Genomic DNA, 17,340 nt, shown 5'->3' with positions numbered 1-17,340 from the left:
TCCCGTCAGTTCGGCCTTACGGCCTTCCTAAAGCTTGAAATGCCGTGGTCCGCAACAACCGCGATGACGCACAGCACAAGAAACAGCAGGGTCATCATCAGCGACGTCAGCGCGACGCTCGTTGCACCCTTGGTGGCGATGTCGAGGAACGGGTAGGGGACCTCGCCCGCAATCGGCGCCCGTGCCAGGGCATAGATAAGATAGAGCACCGGATAGACAACCCAATAGGGGATGTCGCTCCATCTGGTCGAGCCGTCCGCACCGGCGGCCAACCACCAGGCGAGATAGAGGATCGGGGTGACGTAGTGCAGCAGCACGTCGCAGAGCAGGAACAGGCCCTCAGGCTGCCAGAGCGGCGCCAGGATCGTGACGTAGACGATCATCACCAGCGCAATGGCGACGGCCACGCCGCCACGCGCGCGCGCGCCGGCAAACAGGCCGAGCAGCCCGGATTTCGCGTCGCGCAGCGCCGCCAGATACACCAGAACAGCGCCGATATTGGTCAGGATGGTGAAGAAGCTGAAATAGAACACGGCCGAGCCGAGCACGGTGCGGCCAGCGGCAATCGACGCCGGCATGGTGATCGCAAACTGCAGCATCAGGCCGACCAGACCGATCGCCAGACCCGCAAATTGCAGGAACCGTGCCATGCCTCAGGCGGTTCCGCCGCAGGACGCGTCGCCGGTGCGCCAGCGGTTGATGTCGGAGCCGATACGCGCGCCGAGCGCCTCGTCCATCAGCGGGCCGAACACCTCGACCTGGCTGGAGGCGCCACGGGCCTGCACCACCAGCAGCGGGCGGGCGCCATATTGCTTGGCTGGTACCAGCAAGAAGCGCGGCGTGCCGCCAAAGTTGTTGAGTTCATTGGCCATCTGGTACTTCTTGAAGGCCGGGTCCTTGCTGGCAAACCAGCATCTGTGCGCGGCGATGGCCACCTGTTCCATCGAGCGCAGCGACGCGCTCTTGCCCGAGCCCGAGGGGGCTGGTGTCTTCGGGCCGGAGTTGCAGGCGGCGAGGCCGATGACAGCGGCTGTTGCCGCCAGAATCCGGAGTGACTTCATTCGCCGATGCCCGCCTTTTGCGATGGATGACTGGAGAGAATGCCGGACGTTTGCCGCTCAGGCCGCCTTGGAAAGGCCGAGCGCACTTTCGAACAAGGCGCGGCCGTCTTCGCCGCCATGTGCTGCCTCGATCAGGTTTTCCGGATGTGGCATCAAGCCGAGCACGTTGCCCTTGTCATTGATGATGCCGGCGATGTCGTTGACCGAACCGTTCGGGTTGGTGCCCTCGGCGTAGCGGAAAACCACCTGGCCTTCGCCTTCGATGCGCTTCAGCGTATCCGGATCGGCGAAATAGTTGCCGTCGTGGTGCGCCACCGGGCAGCGGATGACCTGGCCGGCCGAATAGTTGCGGGTGAAGGCCGTGTTGGCGTTGGCGATCTCGAGCTTGACCTCGCGGCAGACGAACTTGAGCGACGTGTTGCGCATCAAGGCGCCGGGCAGCAGGCCGGCCTCGACCAGGATCTGGAAGCCGTTGCAGACGCCCACGACCTGCACGCCCTTGGCGGCCTTCTCGGCCACCGCGCGCAGCACCGGCATGCGAGCAGCAATCGCCCCGCAGCGCAGGTAGTCGCCGAAGGAGAAGCCACCGGGAATGGCGATCAGGTCGACTTCGGGAATCTCGGTGTCCGTCTGCCAGACGGTGACGGGCGCCTTGCCCGAAATCTTGGTCAGCGCCGCGATCATGTCGCGATCGCGGTTCAGGCCAGGGAGGAGGACGACAGCTGATTTCATTTCGGTTCGTAAGGCCTCTGGGGTTCGGCAAGTTCACGCAATTCTAGGCGACGCTCGATGCGCTCGAGCCGCTCGTCGTGGCGCGCGAGAACACCGTAGATATTGTGGATGTCACTCTGAATCCCGACCATGTGGCCGCGAATGACATTCAGTTCCCTTTTGACCTCGGACACATCCTGGCGAAGTTCGGACAGGTCGTGATTCATCCGCTTCAGCAGTTCGTACACCAGGTCGTTGGTGACTTCTGCCACTACACCCTCCGATGCAACCTCAGATAAGCGTCACACTATAATTCTCAATCACCGTGTTCGCCAGAAGCTTCTCGCACATGGCATTGAGGTCAGCTTCCGCTTTGGCCTTGTCTGCGCCTTCTATCTCGACGTCGAAGACCTTGCCCTGGCGCACCGAGCCGACACCGCCGAAGCCGAGGCCGTCGAGCGCATGTTCGATCGCCTTGCCTTGCGGGTCGAGCACGCCGTTCTTGAGGGTGACGGTGACGCGGGCCTTGATCACGGGCATTTCACTCCGGGGTCGAAATTGGAAAACTTTCGGGCGCGAAGTTACTCGCGCCCGTGGTTGATGCTTCAGTGCTTGACGAGGACCGGGCCGGTCGGGCGCGGGGTCTCGTTTTCGTTCATGATGCCGAGGCGGCGTGCCACTTCCTGGTAAGCCTCGACCAGTCCGCCCATATCGCGGCGGAAACGGTCCTTGTCGAGCTTGTCCTGGGTGGCGACGTCCCACAGGCGGCAGCTGTCCGGCGAAATCTCGTCGGCAACCACGATGCGCATCATGTCGCCCTCGAACAGGCGGCCGCATTCGATCTTGAAATCGACGAGCTGGATGCCGACACCCATGAACAGGCCGGAGAGGAAGTCGTTGACGCGGATGGCGAGTGCCATGATGTCATCGATTTCCTGCGGGCTTGCCCATCCGAACGCGGTGATATGCTCTTCCGAGACCATCGGGTCGTCGAGCGCGTCGGCCTTGTAGTAGAACTCGATGATCGAGCGCGGCAGCACGGTGCCTTCTTCGATGCCGAGGCGCTTGGCCAGCGAGCCGGCGGCGACGTTGCGCACCACGACCTCGAGCGGGATGATCTCGACTTCCTTGATCAGCTGCTCGCGCATGTTGAGCCGGCGGATGAAGTGGGTCGGAATGCCCATCCGGTTCAGATGGTTGAAGATGTGCTCGGAAATGCGGTTGTTGAGCACACCCTTGCCGTCGACGACCTCATGCTTCTTCTTGTTGAAGGCGGTGGCGTCGTCCTTGAAAAACTGGATCAGGGTGCCCGGCTCGGGGCCTTCATAAAGGATCTTGGCCTTGCCTTCGTAAATGCGGCGGCGATTCTTCATTTGAATGATTCTCTGGTTGGAAGGGTGGACGGCAAGCTACCGGTCCCTTTCTCACGCCGCAAAGCCGCGGCGGCTGTGGGTTTCAAGGCCGGTCTCTATCTTAATCGGACACATTGCTCAATCATCATTTCCCGCCAATCAACTCCTTTTGGTACGGAAATGCCGCACCGCACACGCAAACAGAGCAAAAGAGAGATATTGACCGGGCGGCGGGCTTTTGGTTTGAGGAAGTCGATATCATATGCACCGGAAGTCGAATCGATTTCCCACTCCCTGGAGGATTGCCATGAGCAACATGAAGGACCGCGAAGAAGGTTTTGAGCGCAAATTCGTCTTTGACGAAGAGCTGCGTTTCAAGGCGAATGCGCGGCGCAACAAGGCGCTCGGTCTCTGGGCGGCTGAAAAGCTTGGCAAATCGGGCGCCGATGCAGAGGCCTATGCGAAGGAAGTCGTCGTTTCCGACATCGAGGAAGCCGGCGATCATGACGTGTTCCGCAAGGTCCGTGCCGACTTCGATGCTGCTGGCGTTGACCAGTCCGACCATCAGATCCGCCGCACCATGGACGAACTGATGGCCCAGGCGATCGAGCAGATCAAGAATACCTGATTTTCCCAGTGTCGCTGGGCCAACGAACCGCCCGGATTCCGGGCGGTTTTTGTTTGCGACTTCGGTCGCTTCCGGGTGAAATGACGCCCGATCAGGAGAGAAAAAATGTCGCTTGCCGAGAGACTGAACGCCAACGAGACCATCATCACCGCCTGGTCGGGCGTGCCCGATGCGTTGACCGTCGAAATACTTGCCGGGCAAGGGTTTGATGCCGTCACCCTCGACATGCAACATGGCGGCCACAACGAAGACAGCGTGTTGCGCTCGTTGGCTCCGGTTCTTCGCGCAAACAAGCATGCAATCGTCCGGGTTCCGGTCGGTCGCTTCGATATGGCTAGCCGTGCGCTCGACTTCGGCGCAGAGGCCGTCATCGCGCCGATGGTCAATTCGGTGGAGGACGCGCAACGCTTCGCTGCCGCGATGAAATATCCGCCGTTGGGCGAGCGTTCCTGGGGGCCGACCTTCGCTGCGCCCCGCCAGGGCAGCAAGGACCCTGCCAAGTGGCTCAGGGAGAGCAACGCCCGCACCGTCTCTTTTGCGATGGTCGAGACGCATGCCGCGGTCGCAGCTCTCGATGACATCCTGTCGACTCCCGGTATCGACGGCATTTTTGTCGGGCCCGGCGACTTTTCCATCGCCTGGACCAACGGCGAGACGATCAACGGGACGCTCGAAGGCATGATGGAAACGGTGGCTGAAGTCGCCAAGCGCACGCGGGCCGCCGGCAAGCATGCCGGCATCTATGTCACCGATCCGAAGATCGCCGGGCGCTTCGTCGATATGGGCTTCCAGCTGCTCGCCACCGGCTCGGAGCACCAGCTGATCTCGACCGGCGCCGCCGGCCTGCTGGCCGATCTCAGGAAATCGCTTGGCTGACGACTGGTCGTCAGCCTTCCAGGCGCGACAGGAACTGGGCGAATACCATCGATCCCTCCGGCCACGGCCCGTGGCCGGAATCCGAATTGATGTGACCGGATTCGCCGGCATCGACGAACATCGACCCCCAGGCGGCCGCGATGTCTTCCGCGACATCGAGTGCGCAGTAGGGATCGTTGCGGCTGGCGATCACCACCGAGGGAAACGGCAGCGGATCGCGCGGGTAGGGGCCGAAGGTCATCATGTGTTTCGGCTTGATGGCTGGGTTGGAAACATCGGGCGGGGCAACAAAGAACCCACCGGCAACACGTTTCGTGAACCCCGGAATGGCGTGGATCGCAGTCGGTATGCCGAGCGAGTGGGCAATCAGCACCACCGGCCGCTCGGCCGCGTTCACGGCCTCGATGACCTTTGCCGTCCAGTCCTCACGTAGCGGCTTCGACCACTCGTCCTGCTCGACGCGGCGCGCGGTCGACAGTTTTTCCTCCCAACGGCTCTGCCAGTGGGTGGGCCCGGAATTGGTGTATCCGGGGACGATGATGATTTCGGCGTCCTTGACTTTCATGCCGCGCATGTAGCGATCCGGCTGCGCCGGTGCAACCACTCCGAACCACCTTCGCGGCCGGAAGATTGCGATACCGGTCTCGCGCTAGCCGGCCAGCGCGTGCGGCTCGGGAAAATGGATGCCGAGCAGATCGCGCATGTTGGGACGTGCGGCGACCAGATCGGCGATCGTGTAGCGGGCCAGGACCTCGAAAAACGCATTCAGCGCCTCACGAAGCGCAGAATTGAGCCCGCAGCTGTCGACCAGCGGGCATTCGGCCGCGTCGGTCTCGAAGCATTCCGCCATGGCAAAGCTCTCTTCGGTGACACGTACCACGTCGAACAGCGAAATCTGATCGGCAGGCTTGGCCAGTCGCACGCCGCCATTGCGGCCACGGACGGTTTGCACCAGCTTGGCCTCGACCAGCGGCTGCAGGATCTTGAACAGGAACAGCTCCGACACCGTGTAGGCAGCGGCGATCTCGGGAACCCGGCTCAGTCGGCCCTCATTGGCCGCGCAATACATCAGGATGCGCATGGCGTAGTTGGTTTGGCGGGTAAGGCGCATTGGTGATTCCTCGCTGTGGCGCGGACGGGCTTCTTATATGGCCTACACCTTAGAACAATTCCAGACAAGCGATCTCAAGAATCTGGACAAGATATATCAAGAAACCGCGCTGCGGTCCCGCATCTGGCGCAAGCCAGCCCTGCATTCCTGATCGGGCTCACGGGTTGAAGTTGTTGCTGCGTTGCACAATATTGGTGGCGTCGGGAGTCGAAGACTCTGGGGAGGAACCCAAGAGGACTACGACATGGAACAGATCAAACATGCCCAACGGCCGCTGACGGGGATCATCCGCCAGCTCAGGCCATCCGATCTGCCCCGATTTGCCGAACATCTCCTGAGACTGGACGCCCAGAGCCGGCGCGACCGCTTCAATGGCCTGACCGACGACGGTTTTCTCCGGTCATATGCCGAGCGCAGTTTCCACGACGGCGTGACTGTCATTGCCTATGTCGAGGGCGACAAGGTTCTGGGCGCTGCCGAACTGCATGAACGCCCCGAGGAGCGCGAGCCGACGGCGGAGATCGCCTTCAGTGTCGAGCGCCAGTTGCAGCACAGAGGAATCGGCGGCCGCCTGTTCCGGCGGATCATCGCCCAGGCGAAGGGGCTCGCCTATACGCGGCTGCAGGTGACCACGCACGCCAACAATTCGGCGATGAAGGCCCTGGCCCGGCGCTTCAACGCCAAGCTGAGCTTCGCACAGGGCGAGACCAACGGCATCATAGAACTCGACGCGAACGGAGCGGCCGATCCTGATTTGGGATTTTTCGCCCCGGCCGATTTCGGACGGCGCAACGTCGGCAAGGCCATCGCCGCCTAATTCAGCTTTTCGAATTGAAGCGGCGAAAGCCGTCGCCGATATAGTTCCTGTGATGAACAGGGAAGGCGACCGATGTCCTCACCGCAAAGCCAGGCCCTTCCGGCCGGCATGACACCTTCCGCCAGTGCCGTCGATGCCGAAAAGCTGGCAGCGCTGCGCAGGACCAAGTTTCTAGCGACTGCCGCCCTGGTCGTGTGCGTTTGCGTGTTCGCGATCGCAAAGTCGCTGCAAGGACGCTGGCCCTGGCTTGGCTTTGTCGCCGCCTTCGCCGAGGCCGCCACCATAGGCGGCCTGGCGGACTGGTACGCCGTCGTCGCCCTGTTCAAACGGCCGCTAGGACTGCCGATACCGCACACGGCCATTATTCCCTCCAACCAGAACCGGATCGCCGAAAATCTCGGCCGCTTCATCGAGACCAACTTTCTGGCGCCCGAGCCCGTGCGGCAGAAGCTGAAGGAAGTGGATTTTGCTGCGCTCGTCGCCGACTGGCTGTCGGACCGCAGCCGAGCGGAAGCGTTGTCGCGCTTCGTCGGCCGGCTGGTGCCGCAGATGCTGCAGGCGATCGAAGGATCCGGCCTGCGCGAGTTCGCCACGCGCCGCATGCTCGATCGCCTCGGCAAGATCGAGGTGGCGCCGTTGGCAGCCGAGTTGCTGTCGGCATTCACCGACGATCGCCGGCATCAACGCCTTTTGGACGAGTTCACCAAAATCATCGGCAATTTCTTGAGCGACGAGCAGGCGCTGGCCGTGCTGCGCGAAAAGATCAGGGAGGAACTGCCGTCCGTCTTCAACCTGTTCCGCGCCGATGCCTATCTGCTCAAGCGCATCGTCTCGTCCGCAGCCACACTGCTGGAAGAGGTCAGGGCCGATCCCGACCATCCGCTGCGCGGCGAGTTCGACCGCTTCATCCACGGCTTCATCGATCAACTTCGCCATTCGCCCGACTATGCCAAGCGCGCCGAACAGGTGAAGCGCAATTTCCTTGCCCGTCCCGAACTGCGCGGGCTGGCCCACGACGTCTGGAAGAGCATGCGCGGCTTCATCGAGCAGGATGTCGCATCGCCGGATTCGATGACGCGAAAGCACCTGACCAACCTGTTCGTCGAGGTTGGGCAGAATCTGGCGCGCGATCCGCAGATCCGTGCCGACATGAATGCCGGTTTCGTGGTCGCGCTTGCCTCCTTCGTCGAGAGCCAGAAGAGCGGCGTCTCCAGCTTCATTGCCGAACAGGTCAAGCGCTGGGACCTTGGCCAGCTGACCCGGCTGATGGAGATCAACATCGGCCGGGACCTGCAGTATATCCGTTTCAACGGCATGCTGATCGGCGGCCTTGCGGGCCTTGTGCTCTATTGTGCTGAACTGCTCCTGGTGGCGAATTGACCATGCCCGTGGCTTCTCTATTCTGACACTTGCGACCTCCGGGAAGGCCCGGAGCCAAATGGGAGCGAGCCATGGCCAAGAAACCGGAACCGGAATCCTTCATGGACATGTTTTCGAAGTTCGGCCGCGATCTGAAGATGCCCGCGGTCGATGTCGACGACATCGTCAGCCATCACCGCAAGAATCTCGAGGCGCTGGAAAAATCGGTGAAGGCGAGTGCCTCGGGGGCTTCGTCGCTGGTAGCCAAGCAGCGCGAAATGATCCAGAGCGCGTTGCAGGAGGTGACCGAGGCCGCGCAGGGATTGCGTATGCCGGGCAATCCGCAGGAGATGCTCAGCAAGCAGGCCGATTTCGCCAGGCGATCGTTCGAGGCAGCGCTCAAGAATGCCGGCGAGGTTGCCGATATCGTGCGCAAGTCGGGGTCGGAATCGGTCGAGGTCCTGCGCGAGCGCATCCGCGAATCGATGCAGGAAATCCGCGACAGCTACGACAAGAAGAAGTAGCTTTTCCAGGCTGACGCATCGGCAGCCCACCTCTGTTGTGGGTTTCGCAAGACGGGCCGCGCATTGCCAGGCCTCGGATGCTAAGGAAGGCAGATCACCATTGGAACGCGGTGCGTCCGTCTGGATGCACAATTGCGTCTTAACGCATTGAATCTGCGTATTGTGCCTGCCGGGAATCAGATTTGATGCCCGGGCTGGTGCGTCAGGATTCGACCGGGGAAAAGGATGAAGGTAGGCATCGAGATGGGGGCGGCGTCCGGCGGGGCGAAGGCTCAACTTGATCTCGAAGAGCTGCTGGCGACCCGATTGCTGGTTCAAGGCAATTCGGGCTCGGGGAAGTCGCATCTCCTGCGCCGCCTGCTCGAACAGAGCGCGCCCTGGGTGCAGCAATGCGTCATCGATCCCGAAGGCGATTTCGTCACCCTTGCCGATCGCTTCGGCCATGTCGTCGTCGACGCCCAGCGCACCGAAGCTGAGCTTACCCGCATCGCCGGCCGTATCCGCCAGCATCGCGTTTCCGTTGTGCTCAATCTCGAGGGCCTCGACGTCGAGCAGCAGATGCGCGGCGCGGCCGCGTTCCTGAACGGCATGTTCGATGCCGAGCGCGACTTCTGGTACCCCGTGCTCGTTGTCGTCGACGAAGCCCAACTGTTCGCGCCGGCGGTGGCCGGCGAGGTGTCGGACGAGGCGCGCAAGATCTCGCTCGGCGCGATGACCAACCTGATGTGCCGCGGCCGCAAGCGCGGGCTGGCCGGTGTCATCGCGACGCAGCGCCTTGCCAAGCTCGCCAAGAACGTTGCCGCCGAGGCGTCCAACTTCCTGATGGGCCGCACCTTCCTCGACATTGACATGGCGCGCGCCGCCGATCTTCTCGGCATGGAGCGCCGGCAAGCAGAGATGTTCCGCGACCTGGCGCGGGGCAATTTCGTTGCGCTCGGACCGGCGATGTCGCGCCGGCCGCTGCCGGTAGCCATCGGTCCCGTCGAAACGTCGGCGCGTTCGGTCAGCCCCAAGTTGATGCCGCTGCCGGATGCCAGCGATGATACCCGCGAGCTCATTTTCGCACCCGCTCCGCTGGAGGCGCGTCACCCGGTGCGGCGTCCGGTGCCGCCAACGCCGACACCGACGGCCGACATCATCGCCCAGCTTTCCCAGGTGCGCGCCGAGGCATCGGCGCCGGTGGCCGAGCCGATATTCCCGCTGTTCGACGAAGCCGAGCGTGAGGCGCTGATCGACACCATCGTGCGCGAGATGGTGGAGGACCCGGATGCGGCTTTCCGCACCGACGCCGTGCTCTACCAGGACTTCCTGGTTCGCTGCCGCATCAAGCGCATGCAGGGGGAGGCACCCGCATTGTCGATCTTCCGTCGCCGCTATGCGGTGGCGCGGTCGGGCATCGACGACGAGACCGCATCGAGCGATACCTGGCAGCAGGCGCTCGGCATGTCCGCCGCACTGCCTGAGGACCTGCAGGCGGTGTTCCTGATCGTCGCGCAGGCGGCGGTGAAGGGCGCGCCTTGCCCCTCGGATGCGGCCATCGCGCACGCTTATGGCAGCCATTCGGCGCGTCGGGCGCGGCGCCTGCTTACCTATTTCGAGGAGCAGGGGCTGGTTGTCGTGCGCACCGACTTCCACGGCAAGCGCTCAGTGGCTTTCCCTGAGCTTGGCTGCGAAACGGCCCTGGGCGATCCCGAGCGGATAGACGACGTTGCCGAGCGCGAGGCGGCCGAGTAGCCTCGGTGCACCTGCCAGAGGTTGACAAAGGCGCCCCGTACATGGTCCCCACAGGCAAAATGTTGCCTAATGCTGGGGAGAGGAAGCGTGTCGAAACCAATCGAAACCTACGAGGAGCTGCGCGAGAAGATCGGGCAGGAACTCGGCGTTTCCGACTGGATGGTCGTCGATCAGGGCCGTATCGACGGCTTTGCTGAATCCACAGGCGATCGCCAATGGATCCATGTCGACCCCGAGCGCGCCCGGCGCCAGAGCCCGTTTCGCTCGACAATCGCCCATGGTTTCCTGACGCTGTCCATGATCGGGGCGTTCATCCAGGACATGGGCGTCATTCCGGTAAACACCCAGGCTGCCTTCAACTACGGTCTCGACAGGGTCCGCTTCGTGACACCGGTGAAGGTCGGCTCGCGGGTGCGCATGCGCTCGGTGCTGATATCGATGGAAGACAAGGGCCCCGGACAATATCTGCTCAAGGGCGAGAACACCATCGAGATCGAGGGCGAGGCCAAGCCGGCGCTTGTCGCCGAGACGCTGATCATGCTCTACGAGCGGCGCAAGAAGGCCACGGCCTGAGCCTTCGCCTGCTACTGCGCCGCGCCAAGTGAAATTGCGATTTCGCCGACATCATCGACGCCACCGGTGATGCGGTCGCCGGGCCTGACCGCGCCGACGCCTGCCGGCGTACCAGTGAAGATCAGGTCGCCTGCCTTCAGTTCCATCGCCTGGCTGCAGATGGCAACGATCTCGGGAACCGACCAGATCATGTCGGCGAGGTCGCCCTGCTGTCTGGTCTCGCCATTGACGGCGAGCCAGATGCGCCCCTTCGCGGGGTGCCCGATCTCGGATGCACGGACAAGCGGTCCGCAAGGCGCCGAGCGGTCGAAACCCTTGGCCCAGTCCCAGGGGCGGCTGAGCTTCTTGGCCGTGTCCTGCAGGTCGCGGCGGGTGAAATCGATGCCAGTGCCGTAGCCCCAGACGTGATCCAACGCCTCAGCTGCATTGATGTTGGAGGCGCCGCGACCGACGGCGACCACCAGTTCGATCTCATGGTGCAGGTCGTTGGTGAGCGGCGGATAGGGGATCGTGACGCCGGAATCAACCACGGCGTCGGCGGGCTTGCCGAAGAAGAAGGGCGGCTCGCGCTCCGGGTCGTTGCCCATTTCGCGTGCATGCGCTGCGTAGTTGCGACCGACGCAGAAGATGCGCCGGACCGGAAAGCGCTCGGACGATCCGGAGATCGCAACCGAAGCTGGCGCGGACGGAGCGAATGCGAAAGTGGCCACGGGCAGCCTCCTGTCAATGTGATGCAGGCTTTTGGCATGATCCAACCGTGCATTCCACTTCCAATCGACATCCGCGACGCCTGCCGTTGCTGGTTTGCGCAAGACGCCGCAAGTCATGCCGGTGCCAAACAATCTTCATTTTCTTCGCTGGCCTGCACGCATTGCGTGTCTGGACCCAAAAAGTCGCTTGCAGCCTTGATTTGCGGGGATAGGATTTGCTCACCTGACAGGGCGGGGTCTGCCTGGCCGGTCGCGGCAACAGTGGGAGGTTTCATGTCGGAGGTATCTTTGGTCGTCAATGGCCGAAAGGTCAGCGGCGCGGTGGAGGACCGCACGCTTCTTGTCCATTTCCTGCGCGAGCATCTGGGTCTGACCGGCACCCATGTGGGGTGCGACACGTCGCAATGCGGCGCCTGCGTCGTCCATATCGACGGCAAGGCAATGAAATCCTGCACCATGCTTGCAGCGCAGGCCTCCGGGTCGACCGTCACAACCATCGAAGGGCTCGCCAACGGCGCTGACCTGCATCCTGTCCAGGCCGCTTTCAAGGAATATCATGGCCTGCAATGCGGCTTCTGCACGCCGGGCATGATCATGACCGCGACCGACATGATCCGCCGGCATCCCGAAGGGCTCGACGAAGCCACCGTGCGCGCGGAACTCGAAGGCAACATCTGCCGCTGCACCGGCTACCACAACATCGTCAAGGCGATCCTCGCCGCTTCGAAGACGATGTCGAAGGCATCGAAGAGCAAGGCGAAGAAGGCTGCGTGAGGAAGGGGGGCGAATAGGGAGTAGCGAATAGCGAATAGGGATATCCCGCCGCTTAAGCGCACTGCTCAAATCGCCAACCACTACTCACTATTCGCTATTCGCTTTTTGAAATTCGGGAGGAATTCAGATGGGAATCGAAGGCATTGGCGCGCGTGTCGCGCGCAAGGAAGACAAAAGGTTCATCACCGGCGCGGGGCGCTACGTCGACGACATGGTCGTGCCCGGCATGAAGCACGCGGCATTCGTGCGCAGCCCGCACGCCCACGCCGACATCAAGAAGATCGACGTCAAGGCGGCCGAAGCCATGCCGGGCGTCATCGGCGTGCTGACCGGCAAGCAGCTCAAGGCTGACGGCATCGGCAACCTGATCTGCGGCTGGATGATCCACTCAAAGGACGGCTCGCCAATGAAAATGGGCGCATGGTCACCGCTGGCGGTCGATCGTGTGCGCTATGTCGGCGACGCGGTCGTCATCGTCGTTGCCGAGACCAAGGGCCAGGCGCGCGATGCGGCGGAAGCTGTCGAGATCACCTACAAGGAGCGCAAGGCGGTGTCTGACGCCGTCGAGGCGCTGGGCAAGGGTGCACCACAGCTCCATCCCGAGGCGGACGGCAACCTGATCTTCGACTGGGGCATCGGCGACGCCGCGGCAACTGACGCCGCGCTCAAGACGGCGGCGCATATCACACGCGTCAATATCGTCAACAATCGCCTGGTTCCCAATGCGATGGAGCCGCGTGCAGCCCTTGGCCACTACGACAAGGCCGAGGATCACTATACCTGCTGGACCACGTCGCAGAACCCGCATGTCGCTCGCCTGGTGATGAGCGCGTTCTACAATGTCGCGCCGGAGAACAAGCTGCGCGTCATCGCACCTGATGTCGGCGGCGGTTTCGGTTCCAAGATTTATATTTATCCCGAGGAGATCGTCTGCCTGTGGGCGTCCAAGAAGACCGGCGTGCCGGTCAAGTGGGTGGCCGACCGCACCGAAAGCTTCCTCACCGACGCCCATGGCCGCGACCATCACACCACCGTCGAGATGGGCTTCGACAAGAACAACAAGATCGTCGGGCTCAAGGTCGACACGATCGCCAATCTCGGCGCCTACATGTCGCTGTTCTCTTCGGCGACACCGACCTACCTGTACGCGACGCTTTTGTCAGGCCAGTACAACATCCCGGCGATCTACGGCAATGTGCGCACGGTCTACACCAACACCGCACCGGTGGATGCCTATCGCGGAGCAGGGCGGCCCGAAGCTACCTACGTGCTCGAACGCACGATGGAGATCGCCGCGCGTGAGTTGGGTGTCTCACCGGCTGAACTCCGGCGCTCGAACTTTGTCACCGCCTTCCCGCACCAGACGCCTGTCATCATGTGCTATGACGCGGGCGACTACGGCACCTCGCTCGATGCGGCGATGAAGCAGGCCGACTATGCCGGCTTCGCCAAGCGCAAGGCGGCGGCAGCCAAGAAGGGCAAGCTGCGCGGCATCGGCATGAGCTGCTACATCGAGGCTTGCGGCATCGCGCCGTCGGCGGCGGTGGGGTCGCTCGGCGCCGGTGTCGGCCTGTGGGAATCCGCCGAGGTGCGGGTCAACGCTGTCGGGACCATCGAGGTGCTGACCGGCTCGCACAGCCATGGCCAGGGCCACGAGACGACCTTCGCCCAACTGGTCAACTCGCGCTTTGGCGTGCCGCTCGACAGCGTGTCGATCGTGCACGGCGACACCGACAAGGTGCAGATGGGCATGGGCACCTATGGCTCGCGCTCGGGTGCTGTCGGCATGTCGGCGATCGTCAAGGCGCTCGACAAGGTCGAGGCCAAGGCCAAGAAGATCGCCGCACATCTGCTCGAGGCCGACGAGGGCGACATCGTCATCGAAAACGGTCAGCTCAAGGTTGCCGGCACCGACAAGAACGTGCCGTGGTTCCAGATGGCGCTCGCTGCGTATACCGCGCACAACCTGCCGCAAGGCATGGAGCCGGGACTGAAGGAAACGGCGTTCTACGATCCGTCGAACTTCACCTTCCCCGCCGGCTGCTACATCTGCGAGGTCGAGATCGATCCGGAGACCGGAAAGACCGACATCGTGCAGTTCGTGGCAGCCGACGACTTCGGCAACATCATCAACCCGATGATCGTCGAGGGGCAGGTGCATGGCGGCATCGCGCAGGGCGTCGGCCAGGCGCTGCTCGAAGGGGCCATCTATGACGGCAGCGGGCAGCTTTTGACGGCAAGCTACATGGATTACACCATGCCGCGCGCCGACGACCTGCCGTCGTTCCAGATATCGACGTCGAACACGCCGTGCCCAGGCAATCCGCTCGGCATCAAGGGCTGTGGCGAGGCCGGCGCCATCGGGTCGCCGCCGGCGGTCATCAACGCCATCACCGACGCGCTCGGCCACGAAAACCTGACCATGCCGGCGACGCCCCAGAAAGTCTGGGCGGCGTTGCGCAGTGGTTCGAAGCACTGAGACAAGCGAATAGGGAATAGGGAGTAGCGAATAGGGAAGAGAGAGCGACAGCGCCGGGAAAGAAACCTGCTCGCTATTCGCTACTCCCTGTTCGCTCTTTCCCCGAAGGGAGAAAGATAAATGTATTCCGTCAACTATCATCGCGCCACCTCGGTCGCGGACGCTGTCAAGAAGATCAAGACCGGTGACGCCAAGTACCTGTCGGGCGGCATGACGCTGATCCCGGCGATGAAGACCCGCCTCGCGGCCCCGTCCGACCTGGTCGACCTGAACCACATTGCCGACCTCAAGGGTATCAAGGTCTCGGGCAAGACCGTCACCATAGGTGCTGCAACGACGCATTTCGACGTCGCCAATGACGAGAAGCTGATGAAGGTCTGTCCGGCGCTGTGCGCGCTTGCCAGCCACATCGGCGATCCGGCGGTGAGGCACCGCGGCACGATCGGCGGTTCTGTCGCCAACAACGATCCGGCGGCCGACTATCCCTCGGCTCTCCTGGCGCTTGGGGCGACCATCGTCACCAACAAGCGCCAGCTTGCGGCCGACAAGTTCTTCAAGGGCTTGTTCGAAACCGCGCTCAAGGATGACGAAATTGTCACCGCCGTCACCTTCTCCGCACCGGCCAAGGCCGGCTACGCCAAGTTCCCGAACCCTGCGTCACGTTACGCCATGACCGGTGTGTTCGTGACCAAGGGCAAGGAGGGCGTGCGGGCTGCGGTAACCGGGGCAGGCGATGACGGCGTGTTCCGCTCCAAGGAGGTCGAGGCGGCGCTGACCAAGAAGTTCGAGGCTTCCGCGCTCGAGGGCGTTTCGGTGCCGTCGAAGAACCTGATGGCCGACTTGCATGCTTCTCCGGAATACCGCGCCAATCTGGTGGTGGTGATGGCCAAGCGTGCGGTCATGGCGGCCAATGCCTGAACGAGCTGCATGATTATGGGAAGGGGCCTTCGGGCCCCTTTTCCATATGCTGCCAGAGAGGAGCCGACGTGACCGTTCGACGTATTGTCGCAAATCTGTACGCATCCGACCCCAATGCGGCTCGGGCATTTTATGGCGATCTGCTGGGCCTTGATGTTGTCATGGATCACGGCTGGATGCTGACATTCGCAACGGGCGGTGCGATGTCGCCACAGCTCAGCGTTGCCAGCGAGGGCGGTTCGGGAACGCCGGTGCCGGCCCTGTCGATCGAGGTCGACGATGTGGATGCGGTCTATCGGCGGGCCAAGGCGGCGGGCTGCGAGATCGTCTATGAGCTCGTCAACGAGCCCTGGGGCGTGCGGCGCTTTTACATGCGTGACCCATTCGGCAATGTGATCAATATCCTTTCCCACTGAGCCTTCGGCGAAAGTCTGTGGGCGCTGGAGGCAGATAGAGGTTAGAAGTCTGCGCGCCGAGCTGCAGCCTCTTGGCATCCGCAGCGAAGGCGGCTTACATGCCGCGCGCAGGCTTGGGATATCAACAGAATTTGGAGCTTACACGAATGGCGCGTCCGATAACTTCGATTGCCGATCTTCGCGCAATTGCCAAGCGCCGCGTGCCCCGCATGTTCTACGACTACTGCGATTCCGGTGCCTGGACCGAAAGCACCTATCGCGAGAACGAGAGCGACTTCGTGCCGATCAAGCTGCGCCAGCGCGTCGCCGTCGACCTGCGCAACCGCACGCTCGAAACCACGATGATCGGCGAGAAAATCTCGATGCCGGTGGCGATCGCGCCGACCGGCCTGACCGGCATGCAGCATGCCGATGGCGAGATCCACGCCGCGCGTGCGGCCGAGAAAGCGGGCATCCCTTTCACGCTTTCGACCATGAGCATCTGCTCGATCGAGGACGTCGCCGAAAACACCTCCAAGCCGTTCTGGTTCCAGCTCTATGTCATGAGGGACCGCGATTTCGTCTCGCGGCTGATCCAGCGCGCCAAGGCGGCCAAGTGTTCGGCGCTGGTGCTCACGCTCGACCTGCAGATCCTCGGCCAGCGCCACAAGGACATCGTCAACGGCCTGTCGACGCCGCCGCGCATGACGATCCCGAACATCATCAACCTGGCGACCAAGCCGCGCTGGTGCCTGAACATGCTGCGCACCAACCGCCGCACGTTCCGCAACATCGCCGGCCACGCCAAAGGCGTCACCGACCTGCGCTCGCTGTCGTCGTGGACAGCCGAACAGTTCGACCCGGCGCTGAGCTGGGACGATGTGAAGTGGATCAAGGACCAGTGGGGCGGCAAGCTCATCCTCAAGGGCATCCTCGATCCCGAGGATGCCGAAAAGGCTGCGGCAAGCGGAGCGGACGCACTCATCGTCTCCAACCACGGCGGCCGCCAGCTTGACGGGGCGATATCATCGATCTCGGCGCTGCCGGCGATTGTCGACGCCGTCGGCGACCGCATCGAAGTGCTGATGGATGGCGGCATCCGCTCCGGGCAGGACGTCCTCAAGGCTGTGGCCCTGGGCGCCAAGGGCGTGTTCATCGGCCGCTCGTTCCTCTATGGCCTTGGCGCCGGCGGGGAGGCGGGCGTGACGGCCTGCCTCGACATCATCCGCAAGGAGCTCGACATCACCATGGCCTTCTGCGGCCTGCGCGACATCCAGGACGTCGACAGCCGCATCATCGCGCGTCGCTGAGTCTGGAA

At 62.8% G+C, this 17,340-nt stretch carries 21 protein-coding genes; 12 read left to right on the top strand and 9 right to left on the bottom strand.

Annotated elements, in window-relative coordinates; genetic code table 11:
- Nucleotides 1–5: 5 nt before the first annotated feature.
- The 6 genes from WHT83_RS18465 to purC all read right to left on the bottom strand — a co-directional run bounded on the left by WHT83_RS18465 (nt 6) and on the right by purC (nt 3,145).
- Nucleotides 6–650, bottom strand: a complete 645-nt coding sequence (locus WHT83_RS18465; RefSeq protein ID WP_406871996.1) for a Pr6Pr family membrane protein — start codon at nt 648–650, stop codon at nt 6–8.
- Nucleotides 651–653: 3 nt separating this feature from the next.
- Nucleotides 654–1,061 carry a hypothetical protein gene (locus tag WHT83_RS18460; RefSeq protein WP_406871995.1) on the bottom strand — a complete coding sequence of 136 codons (408 nt, stop codon included), beginning with the start codon at nt 1,059–1,061 and terminating at the stop codon, nt 654–656.
- Nucleotides 1,062–1,118: 57 nt separating this feature from the next.
- Complete coding sequence (purQ, locus tag WHT83_RS18455) at nt 1,119–1,793, bottom strand: phosphoribosylformylglycinamidine synthase subunit PurQ (protein ID WP_108607862.1); 675 nt, start codon at nt 1,791–1,793, stop codon at nt 1,119–1,121.
- On the bottom strand, nt 1,790–2,044 hold the full coding sequence (locus tag WHT83_RS18450) for a hypothetical protein (protein WP_108607863.1): 255 nt from the start codon (nt 2,042–2,044) through the stop codon (nt 1,790–1,792). Before WHT83_RS18450 ends, purQ begins: the two co-directional genes overlap by 4 nt.
- Before the next feature lie 19 nt (nt 2,045–2,063).
- On the bottom strand, nt 2,064–2,306 hold the full coding sequence (gene purS, locus WHT83_RS18445; RefSeq protein ID WP_108609867.1) for a phosphoribosylformylglycinamidine synthase subunit PurS: 243 nt from the start codon (nt 2,304–2,306) through the stop codon (nt 2,064–2,066).
- A 71-nt stretch (nt 2,307–2,377) separates the two neighbouring features.
- On the bottom strand, nt 2,378–3,145 hold the full coding sequence (gene purC, locus WHT83_RS18440; RefSeq protein WP_108607864.1) for a phosphoribosylaminoimidazolesuccinocarboxamide synthase: 768 nt from the start codon (nt 3,143–3,145) through the stop codon (nt 2,378–2,380).
- Nucleotides 3,146–3,431: 286 nt separating this feature from the next.
- Here purC and WHT83_RS18435 point away from each other — a divergent pair, with 286 nt between their 5' ends.
- Both WHT83_RS18435 and WHT83_RS18430 read left to right on the top strand, forming a co-directional pair.
- Nucleotides 3,432–3,752 (top strand): DUF1476 domain-containing protein, encoded by a 321-nt coding sequence (locus tag WHT83_RS18435; RefSeq protein ID WP_108607865.1) that lies wholly within the window; start codon nt 3,432–3,434, stop codon nt 3,750–3,752.
- 105 nt (nt 3,753–3,857) lie between these two features.
- Nucleotides 3,858–4,628: an HpcH/HpaI aldolase/citrate lyase family protein gene (locus WHT83_RS18430; protein WP_108607866.1), complete on the top strand. Its 771-nt coding sequence runs from the start codon at nt 3,858–3,860 to the stop codon at nt 4,626–4,628.
- Nucleotides 4,629–4,638: 10 nt separating this feature from the next.
- On the opposite strand, the gene WHT83_RS18425 is transcribed toward WHT83_RS18430, so the two are convergent.
- Both WHT83_RS18425 and rirA read right to left on the bottom strand, forming a co-directional pair.
- A complete protein-coding gene (locus WHT83_RS18425; RefSeq protein ID WP_183262345.1) occupies nt 4,639–5,193 on the bottom strand; it encodes an alpha/beta hydrolase in 555 nt (184 codons plus the stop codon).
- 84 nt (nt 5,194–5,277) lie between these two features.
- Nucleotides 5,278–5,739 (bottom strand): iron-responsive transcriptional regulator RirA, encoded by a 462-nt coding sequence (gene rirA, locus WHT83_RS18420; RefSeq protein WP_108607867.1) that lies wholly within the window; start codon nt 5,737–5,739, stop codon nt 5,278–5,280.
- Between the two features lie 244 nt (nt 5,740–5,983).
- Between rirA and WHT83_RS18415 the strand changes: the two genes are divergently transcribed.
- The 5 genes from WHT83_RS18415 (at nt 5,984) to WHT83_RS18395 (ending at nt 10,746) form a co-directional block, all read left to right on the top strand.
- Nucleotides 5,984–6,556 carry a GNAT family N-acetyltransferase gene (locus WHT83_RS18415; RefSeq protein ID WP_108607868.1) on the top strand — a complete coding sequence of 191 codons (573 nt, stop codon included), beginning with the start codon at nt 5,984–5,986 and terminating at the stop codon, nt 6,554–6,556.
- Between the two features lie 72 nt (nt 6,557–6,628).
- Nucleotides 6,629–7,936, top strand: coding sequence for a DUF445 domain-containing protein (locus WHT83_RS18410; protein ID WP_406871994.1), 1,308 nt, complete (start codon nt 6,629–6,631; stop codon nt 7,934–7,936).
- Between the two features lie 71 nt (nt 7,937–8,007).
- Nucleotides 8,008–8,439, top strand: a complete 432-nt coding sequence (locus tag WHT83_RS18405) for a phasin family protein (protein WP_108607869.1) — start codon at nt 8,008–8,010, stop codon at nt 8,437–8,439.
- 225 nt (nt 8,440–8,664) lie between these two features.
- On the top strand, nt 8,665–10,173 hold the full coding sequence (locus tag WHT83_RS18400; protein WP_406871993.1) for a helicase HerA domain-containing protein: 1,509 nt from the start codon (nt 8,665–8,667) through the stop codon (nt 10,171–10,173).
- A gap of 69 nt (nt 10,174–10,242) precedes the next feature.
- Nucleotides 10,243–10,746, top strand: coding sequence for a MaoC family dehydratase (locus WHT83_RS18395; protein WP_406871992.1), 504 nt, complete (start codon nt 10,243–10,245; stop codon nt 10,744–10,746).
- Nucleotides 10,747–10,757: 11 nt separating this feature from the next.
- On the opposite strand, the gene WHT83_RS18390 is transcribed toward WHT83_RS18395, so the two are convergent.
- Nucleotides 10,758–11,456 carry a fumarylacetoacetate hydrolase family protein gene (locus WHT83_RS18390; RefSeq protein ID WP_406871991.1) on the bottom strand — a complete coding sequence of 233 codons (699 nt, stop codon included), beginning with the start codon at nt 11,454–11,456 and terminating at the stop codon, nt 10,758–10,760.
- Between the two features lie 273 nt (nt 11,457–11,729).
- On the opposite strand from WHT83_RS18390, the gene WHT83_RS18385 reads away from it, so the two are divergent.
- The 5 genes from WHT83_RS18385 to WHT83_RS18365 all read left to right on the top strand — a co-directional run bounded on the left by WHT83_RS18385 (nt 11,730) and on the right by WHT83_RS18365 (nt 17,332).
- On the top strand, nt 11,730–12,230 hold the full coding sequence (locus tag WHT83_RS18385) for a (2Fe-2S)-binding protein (protein ID WP_406871990.1): 501 nt from the start codon (nt 11,730–11,732) through the stop codon (nt 12,228–12,230).
- A 127-nt stretch (nt 12,231–12,357) separates the two neighbouring features.
- On the top strand, nt 12,358–14,709 hold the full coding sequence (locus WHT83_RS18380; protein ID WP_406871989.1) for a xanthine dehydrogenase family protein molybdopterin-binding subunit: 2,352 nt from the start codon (nt 12,358–12,360) through the stop codon (nt 14,707–14,709).
- A 120-nt stretch (nt 14,710–14,829) separates the two neighbouring features.
- Nucleotides 14,830–15,627: a xanthine dehydrogenase family protein subunit M gene (locus WHT83_RS18375; RefSeq protein WP_318761417.1), complete on the top strand. Its 798-nt coding sequence runs from the start codon at nt 14,830–14,832 to the stop codon at nt 15,625–15,627.
- Between the two features lie 68 nt (nt 15,628–15,695).
- A complete protein-coding gene (locus WHT83_RS18370) occupies nt 15,696–16,043 on the top strand; it encodes a VOC family protein (RefSeq protein ID WP_406871988.1) in 348 nt (115 codons plus the stop codon).
- Nucleotides 16,044–16,189: 146 nt separating this feature from the next.
- A complete protein-coding gene (locus WHT83_RS18365) occupies nt 16,190–17,332 on the top strand; it encodes an L-lactate dehydrogenase (RefSeq protein WP_406871987.1) in 1,143 nt (380 codons plus the stop codon).
- The last annotated feature ends 8 nt before the right edge of the window (nt 17,333–17,340 follow it).

Source organism: Aminobacter sp. P9b, assembly GCF_045345995.1.
GTDB classification, from domain to species: domain Bacteria; phylum Pseudomonadota; class Alphaproteobacteria; order Rhizobiales; family Rhizobiaceae; genus Aminobacter; species Aminobacter niigataensis.
This window is presented reverse-complemented; position numbering and strand designations above follow the sequence as displayed.

Coding starts and splice junctions, on each gene's coding strand:
- WHT83_RS18385 (WP_406871990.1), top strand. CDS start 11,730: ATGTCGGAGGTATCTTTGGTCGTCAATGGCCGAAAGGTCAGCGGCGCG.
- rirA (WP_108607867.1), bottom strand. CDS start 5,739: ATGCGCCTTACCCGCCAAACCAACTACGCCATGCGCATCCTGATGTAT.
- WHT83_RS18375 (WP_318761417.1), top strand. CDS start 14,830: ATGTATTCCGTCAACTATCATCGCGCCACCTCGGTCGCGGACGCTGTC.
- WHT83_RS18430 (WP_108607866.1), top strand. CDS start 3,858: ATGTCGCTTGCCGAGAGACTGAACGCCAACGAGACCATCATCACCGCC.
- WHT83_RS18425 (WP_183262345.1), bottom strand. CDS start 5,193: ATGAAAGTCAAGGACGCCGAAATCATCATCGTCCCCGGATACACCAAT.
- WHT83_RS18365 (WP_406871987.1), top strand. CDS start 16,190: ATGGCGCGTCCGATAACTTCGATTGCCGATCTTCGCGCAATTGCCAAG.
- WHT83_RS18405 (WP_108607869.1), top strand. CDS start 8,008: ATGGCCAAGAAACCGGAACCGGAATCCTTCATGGACATGTTTTCGAAG.
- WHT83_RS18460 (WP_406871995.1), bottom strand. CDS start 1,061: ATGAAGTCACTCCGGATTCTGGCGGCAACAGCCGCTGTCATCGGCCTC.
- WHT83_RS18380 (WP_406871989.1), top strand. CDS start 12,358: ATGGGAATCGAAGGCATTGGCGCGCGTGTCGCGCGCAAGGAAGACAAA.
- purC (WP_108607864.1), bottom strand. CDS start 3,145: ATGAAGAATCGCCGCCGCATTTACGAAGGCAAGGCCAAGATCCTTTAT.
- WHT83_RS18400 (WP_406871993.1), top strand. CDS start 8,665: ATGAAGGTAGGCATCGAGATGGGGGCGGCGTCCGGCGGGGCGAAGGCT.
- WHT83_RS18435 (WP_108607865.1), top strand. CDS start 3,432: ATGAGCAACATGAAGGACCGCGAAGAAGGTTTTGAGCGCAAATTCGTC.
- WHT83_RS18415 (WP_108607868.1), top strand. CDS start 5,984: ATGGAACAGATCAAACATGCCCAACGGCCGCTGACGGGGATCATCCGC.
- WHT83_RS18395 (WP_406871992.1), top strand. CDS start 10,243: ATGCTGGGGAGAGGAAGCGTGTCGAAACCAATCGAAACCTACGAGGAG.
- WHT83_RS18410 (WP_406871994.1), top strand. CDS start 6,629: ATGTCCTCACCGCAAAGCCAGGCCCTTCCGGCCGGCATGACACCTTCC.
- purQ (WP_108607862.1), bottom strand. CDS start 1,793: ATGAAATCAGCTGTCGTCCTCCTCCCTGGCCTGAACCGCGATCGCGAC.
- WHT83_RS18465 (WP_406871996.1), bottom strand. CDS start 650: ATGGCACGGTTCCTGCAATTTGCGGGTCTGGCGATCGGTCTGGTCGGC.